The sequence below is a fragment of the Kordia sp. genome (assembly GCF_045105435.1).
GTDB lineage: Bacteria > Bacteroidota > Bacteroidia > Flavobacteriales > Flavobacteriaceae > Kordia.
In genome coordinates, this window is record NZ_JBGCDL010000417.1 from 1 (window position 1) to 6,172 (window position 6,172).

8 protein-coding genes are annotated in these 6,172 nt (G+C 29.6%); 2 read left to right on the top strand and 6 right to left on the bottom strand.

The window, feature by feature from the left end; genetic code table 11:
- Positions 1–141 precede the first annotated feature (141 nt).
- From AB8B65_RS21010 to AB8B65_RS21035, 6 genes are all read right to left on the bottom strand, one after another.
- The gene (locus AB8B65_RS21010) at positions 142–1,188 is read right to left on the bottom strand and encodes a type I restriction endonuclease (protein WP_405303241.1); all 1,047 of its coding nucleotides are present in this window, start codon (positions 1,186–1,188) and stop codon (positions 142–144) included.
- A 26-nt stretch (positions 1,189–1,214) separates the two neighbouring features.
- Positions 1,215–1,586, bottom strand: a complete 372-nt coding sequence (locus AB8B65_RS21015) for a hypothetical protein (RefSeq protein WP_405303242.1) — start codon at positions 1,584–1,586, stop codon at positions 1,215–1,217.
- 87 nt (positions 1,587–1,673) lie between these two features.
- Positions 1,674–1,976: an HNH endonuclease signature motif containing protein gene (locus AB8B65_RS21020; protein ID WP_405303243.1), complete on the bottom strand. Its 303-nt coding sequence runs from the start codon at positions 1,974–1,976 to the stop codon at positions 1,674–1,676.
- Positions 1,977–2,081: 105 nt separating this feature from the next.
- Complete coding sequence (locus AB8B65_RS21025; RefSeq protein ID WP_405303244.1) at positions 2,082–2,750, bottom strand: response regulator; 669 nt, start codon at positions 2,748–2,750, stop codon at positions 2,082–2,084.
- A gap of 4 nt (positions 2,751–2,754) precedes the next feature.
- On the bottom strand, positions 2,755–4,431 hold the full coding sequence (locus AB8B65_RS21030; protein ID WP_405303245.1) for a tetratricopeptide repeat protein: 1,677 nt from the start codon (positions 4,429–4,431) through the stop codon (positions 2,755–2,757).
- 34 nt (positions 4,432–4,465) lie between these two features.
- A complete protein-coding gene (locus AB8B65_RS21035; protein WP_405303246.1) occupies positions 4,466–4,651 on the bottom strand; it encodes a hypothetical protein in 186 nt (61 codons plus the stop codon).
- 370 nt (positions 4,652–5,021) lie between these two features.
- Between AB8B65_RS21035 and AB8B65_RS21040 the strand changes: the two genes are divergently transcribed.
- Both AB8B65_RS21040 and AB8B65_RS21045 read left to right on the top strand, forming a co-directional pair.
- Positions 5,022–5,726: a hypothetical protein gene (locus AB8B65_RS21040; protein WP_405303247.1), complete on the top strand. Its 705-nt coding sequence runs from the start codon at positions 5,022–5,024 to the stop codon at positions 5,724–5,726.
- Positions 5,727–5,742: 16 nt separating this feature from the next.
- A complete protein-coding gene (locus tag AB8B65_RS21045; RefSeq protein ID WP_405303248.1) occupies positions 5,743–6,012 on the top strand; it encodes a hypothetical protein in 270 nt (89 codons plus the stop codon).
- Positions 6,013–6,172 lie beyond the last annotated feature (160 nt).

Genomic DNA, 6,172 nt, shown 5'->3' on the forward strand with positions numbered 1-6,172 from the left:
GATCTAGTTGCTCCTAAAACAAGAAACAATTGCAAGGCAACTTTATCAATTCTATTTACGCAATTAATGGATGATGAGATCATCACTCATAATTATGTTGAGAAAATCAAGAACGTTAAAAGTAAACCGAAAAAGAACAAATTAATCATAATAAGTTACCGCTTGCAAAAGTAACTCTTCGTGAGTGTAAATATCATCAATTGTTTCAATCTGTATTTTGGTTTCTTTTTTATTTTCGCCAATTATTCCTAAATATTTTTTGCTTCCATTTAGGTGTAATCGACAAAGAGGTTTTCTATTGTTATTATCTAACAAAACACCAAAATAGGATTGTGTGTCTCTAAAGAATATACGAGTATGTTCTATTTTTCTTCTTAGTATGGCAACTACAATTTTAAATCCATCCAACTCTTCTTCCGTAGTATTGATTTTACTTACTTCGACTTCTTCTATGTTATCTTCATTTTGCTGTTCAGTTTCTTTATTAAGTGCGCTTTGTAATCTATCGTTTACTTTGTCACTTATTAACTGATTAATGGCTTTATGAACTAGTTCGCTAAATTGTTCCATCACACGTTCTGTCAATCTTCCGCTATATACTTTGGAGGCAAAAAACCTAGTGAATTCAGGACTAGATTTCGTGAGTTCACTACTAAAAACCTTTTTGATTTCTTTGGTATATTTCAAAGAACTTGCATTGTTTAAGATTTTAGTAACATCAAAGTTTGATTTATGAAATTTTGATATTTCATTGACTATAGAGTCTTTTAAATGTGTAATTGTAAATTCTAAAAATGGTTTATTGTCCATTTTATTTTTCTCTTCCAAATCAGTGTAAAAACGATATTCAATACCATTTGTCAATAATGCAAATCTTGATTTGGATGCGTGGAAATATCGAATTAATTGTGAACTATGTGTATCTAAACTTTCCACCCAATGTTTACATTCTATAATAAGAATTGGTATATTATCTTGAAAAATTGCGTAATCAACTTTCTCTCCTTTTTTTAAACCTACATCCGCAGTAAATTCTGGAACGACTTCAGTGGGATTAAAAATATCATATCCTAGCAGATTAATGAACGGCAATACAAAAGCTGTTTTTGTTGCTTCTTCCGTGAGTATTTGCTCTTTCATTAAATCTATTTTTTCAGAAAGCTCTTTTAATTTACTTTGTACGTCCATGATTGAATTACTTGTTTATTTGATTTTTATTTATGATGTAGATAACACCTTTTATCTATATTTTTAGTTTGATTTTGACAACGTTCACCCGATTTCTTTTTTCCTCTACATTGTGAAGCGGTTTTCCTTTTATTAGTTTTAGGTTTTTCGGGTGATTTAGCACGCTCTTTATTTTCAACTGACTTACTAGAAATATTTTTTGTTGTGGACTTACAAATTTCACATGCAGTAAACCCTAAACTTTCGGCTTTTTTTATAGTAAATTCTTTGCGCGAATCTTTTAAATATTTACAACTTGACTTATGGTATTTACTTCCCGATTTTGTGGTGTAAACAGTTTGTGAAATAACACTAGAAGAGACTAGAAATATGACTATTAATACAACAATGTTTTTCATGATCTTATTTTAGGAATTTTTGTTTTGTGAAAAATTTATATATTTTAAAATCCTTTTTTATTGTAACTAGTTTAAAGACTTTCAATTTCAATTTGGACACCTCCAATAACTCTTATTTCCTTTGCTTGCATTGTTACTCCAATGCAATGGTTGTAAGTTACTGAGGTAATCACTTCCTCCATTTGAAACTGCTTTGATATGATCAATTTCCCAACCGTAAGTTGAATTTCTATTTCCATATTCAGACCATTTAATTACTTTTCCACATTTATCTTTTCTCCATGTGAGAGAAGATTTACCGTTAATTCTTTTTCCTTTTCTCCAAACACTTAACTTTTGAGTAACTGACCAGCTACCGCCTGTTTGATTTGTATTTGACTTTCTTGGCATAACAGTATCTTTTTTTAAATTTATACTGATACAAACTTAAAATGACTGATGATTTTATCCTTGTGAAAATCCACGATAGCAAAAAAATAAAGTAGTATTGAAGTATTAAATAAGATCTAAGCTTTGTGCTAAGTATATGAGCTGTGAAGTAGTATTTGCATTAAAGTTATCGCGAAGTCTGCTTAAACGATCTTCAACTGAGCGCCTGCTATTAGGACTGATACCTTTTGATTTAAAATAATCTGCAATTTCATCTTGCTTTAAACCACGAGCAACTAATTGAAGTAGTTGTTTTTCGTAATCATCTAATTGAAAAACATTTTTTTGATGTAACGTAGCGCTTGAAATTGGACATAGATACTTTTTATCTTCTTGAACAACTTCAATTGCCTTGAGAAGTTCCTTTGTACCGTTTAATCCTTTACATACATAACCATCAATACCTATTTCATTGGTTAGATGATTAATTACTGTTTGTTGGTTGTTAACTGAAAACGCAATAACCTTTATAGTTTGTTGCAACTTTTTTGCTTCTGCAATGAGTACTTCTCCTGTAGTAATTTTTGGATTTGGAACATTGGACACAAAAGATAGATCACTGATTAACAAGTCAAAAGGTTGTTTATGATGAAGTCCGTTTTTAATCTTTAAAATTGCACCATCACATGATTGAGATGATTCAACTGTTTCTATTCCTATTTCTTTCAACTTAAATACTAAACCAATATTACTACTGTCGGTATCTTCTGCAACTAAAACTTTTTTGAACTTCATAAGGCTATTGAATAAATCGTATTTCGGCTTTAAATCCATTTTTAGGACTTGTCTCAAAAGTAATAGTTCCATTAATTTCGGCTATGCGGTTTTCCACATTTGCCAAACCATTTTTTAATAAAGTATTCGCTTTGGTAGCACCTTTACCATTATCTACATACTTGATAATGATATTCTTTTTTATTTTTGTAAACGTAATACCTACCAACGAAGCTTCACTATGTTTTTTCATATTGGTTAGCAGTTCTTGTAGCACTCTGTAAACCTGTTCCTTTTTTAATTTAGATGCAGAATCCCAAAAATCTATAGCAATTTCATTTGTTACTATTTTAGTTGAATCACTTCCAAAAGAATTTAGCAAGGATAGTAATTCATCGTGATATCCTTTATCTGTATCTATAGTTGTATATGTTTTGGAAATGTCTCTCGCTTTGACATAAATATCATTCAATCCATTTAAAATTTGCAGTCCTTCTTTTTCTATTAAAGAAGCTGGATTTGTTTGTATTTGATTCATTAAATAAAAAATATCATTTCCTAGTTCGTCATGTACTTTTTTGGAAAGATTGCGTTCTGTTTTATGAATTTGAGTTAGTGTATGTCGTTTGTTTCGATTGCGTTGGAGTATGATAAGGAAAATGGCTGATATAAAGATTAATCCACCTAAAAACGCAAATAGTAAGGCTTTACGTTCTTGTTGCTTTGTCTTTATCGTTTCTTCTAAGATTGCTCTTTCAAATTTATTAGAAAAATCATATTGCAGCATTGCAGACTTATTATTTTCAAATGCCCTAATTCTATATAGACTATCACTTAATCTTTTATATTCTCTTACTTTTGAATCTGGATGAAACTCCATTATCATTCCTAATCCTTTTTCTTCAAAAACAGGTGTTTTTATTTTCAAGCTAAGATCATACGCTTTATTAGCATAAAGTTTTGACATTGAATCATTTTGTTGATCTTTATAATACATCATCAACTTTTGATAGCTTGCAAAAATATCTGTATCCATTTCAGCATCTTCACGAAGTTTCAACCCTCTTTTTATAAATTCTAAACCTAAAGAATTACTACCTAATTTAGTATATACATACCCTAAATTATCTAAAATTCTAGCTTGTTCGAGTGTATCTTTAAATCTAGGAAAAAGGCTATATGCATTTACTAGTTCTTTTTTAGCATTTTCATACTCTTCAAATTCTCTGTAAATATTGGACTTATTATTAAAGATTACAGCACTATCTTGAGTAGAACTAGCATTTTCTAATGCCCTATTATATAATTCAATTGCTTTCTCTTTATTTTCTTGCTCTCTATAAATATTCCCTAATAAATTTAAAACAGATTTTTGATATTGTATTTTAGAACTAGAATCAGAAAGTAAATCAATTTCTTTAAGAATAGTGACTAAAAGATTTTCTGCTTCTATAAAGTTTCCCAAGTTTTTCTCAATACTAGCAAGATTATATTTAAAATAAAGAGTGTAAGGGTTTCCTTTTTCAATAGTTTTAAGTTTCGCTTCAAAAAAGGTTTTTGCATTTAAAAGATCACTAACATTTTTAAAATTTTGTACTTTCTCCACGTAATAAGGAATACTATCATTTTTTCTTTGTCCGAGTAAGTTTTGACTTCCAAAAAAGAAAATAATAATTAAAAAAAAGAGGAATGAATTTGTCATATTTTTCATTCCTCTAAAATACTAAATTATTACATTAATCTCCTAATCCATTTCCTGGTGGCGGTGGCGGTGGCGGAGGTGGTGGTGGCAATTCTCCTTCATCACCACAACACGCTTCTATTTCATCTGTTTCATCTGTTTCATCTAATACCTCTGGAGTACATGATTGAAATCCTAAAATGTGGAAAACCACAAGTAAAACTAAATATATTTTCTTCATTTTGTTGAATTAAAAATTTGACAATAGTGTGGCTGTCTGAAGTTGATTTTCAGATATGTATTGTATACAAACCACACGTTAAAAATTGGAGACGTCTCTCCATTGTTTTGGGAAGTAGAAGTGAAAACTAAAGAAGTCTAAACTTCCCTTTTTAGAAACAACTTTAGTTCTCAACTTCATGTAGCGTTTAATCCGCAAACCTCATTACGGTTGAGGTCATTTTTTAAACTCTGAAGCAAATGAACAAACAAAATGAGACAAAACAGTCAACACGAATTACTCAATATTTAAACAGATATGTATACACATTGATGAAGACAACATGTGTAACTCATGTTGGACTTATGATAAATACTAAACATTGACTTTTATGAAAGAAATTCTATTTCGACAAGCGTTTAACAAAGCGAAACAACAGAGTGGGAAAAACAGTAAAAACGGAGTCTCATCACATTTAGAAAGTGTGTTTGCAATGAAACTCAACTTTCAAACAAGCAAGGTGACTTTTTCAAGATACTATGAACAATTCATGGAGGGAAAAGCTGGAAAAATTATGAATCCAAGTACTGGATTACTGGACAAACTTGCCGAATATATAGGCTATAATAGTTATGAAGATTTTGTAACTCAAATAGATGAAAAAGATACTCCAACCAGAGTAGGTTTTTTAAAGTTTGTTAAGAAAAGTAAATGGTTCATTCTAATTATTTTATTGGCTTTAGTCATTGTCTTTATAATTATAAAATTGAATAAACAACGATGGATGGTTTGGAATGTAACACACTATGAAGAAGTACAATTTGATTTAGAAAAATATGAATTAGGGCAACTAAAATTATACAAAGAGGAAAGAATAAAAAACTTCAAAAAAATTGAAGTTGATTGCCAAACAGAATATAAAAACCTAGATGGTACTACAAAAATTTGGTATGGTAAAAATCATAAAAAGGAACTACAATATTTTACTTCTTTAGGATTACATCCAGAAACAGGAAAGTCATTAAAAGAAATTACTCCTCACATGATTAACAAGCATATCTGCCCAAAAGATTCTGTAAACTTAAATAATAAATAATAATAACCATTCTATTATGAAAAATAATGATATTAAAAGTACTCTAATTATTTTAGGCATCTTATCCTTATGTGTTGCAGGATATTTCTTTTATGATTCTTTTCATTATATGCTTTATCAAGATAATAATTATTCTTTTAGTTCTGGTTATACTGGAATGGATAAAAAATTTGTAGGAGGAGATGCTTACAATTTTATTATTGCTGGAACGTATTCTACAACAATAATGTTACGATCGGTAGTTTTTACAATTCTTGGATGTGTGTTTCTATTATTAGGAAAATGAAATAGTTCCTTTGCAATTCTCTAAATAAAACTTTTACATTCAAAAGTTGCTTTCAAATTGTATTTTTACGTGAGGAATCACAAGGATGTATTCAGTAGCTACACCATCATCGTCGTTGTGAACTGCTTTCATTTTGTAATTTTACGTGAGCAATCACAAG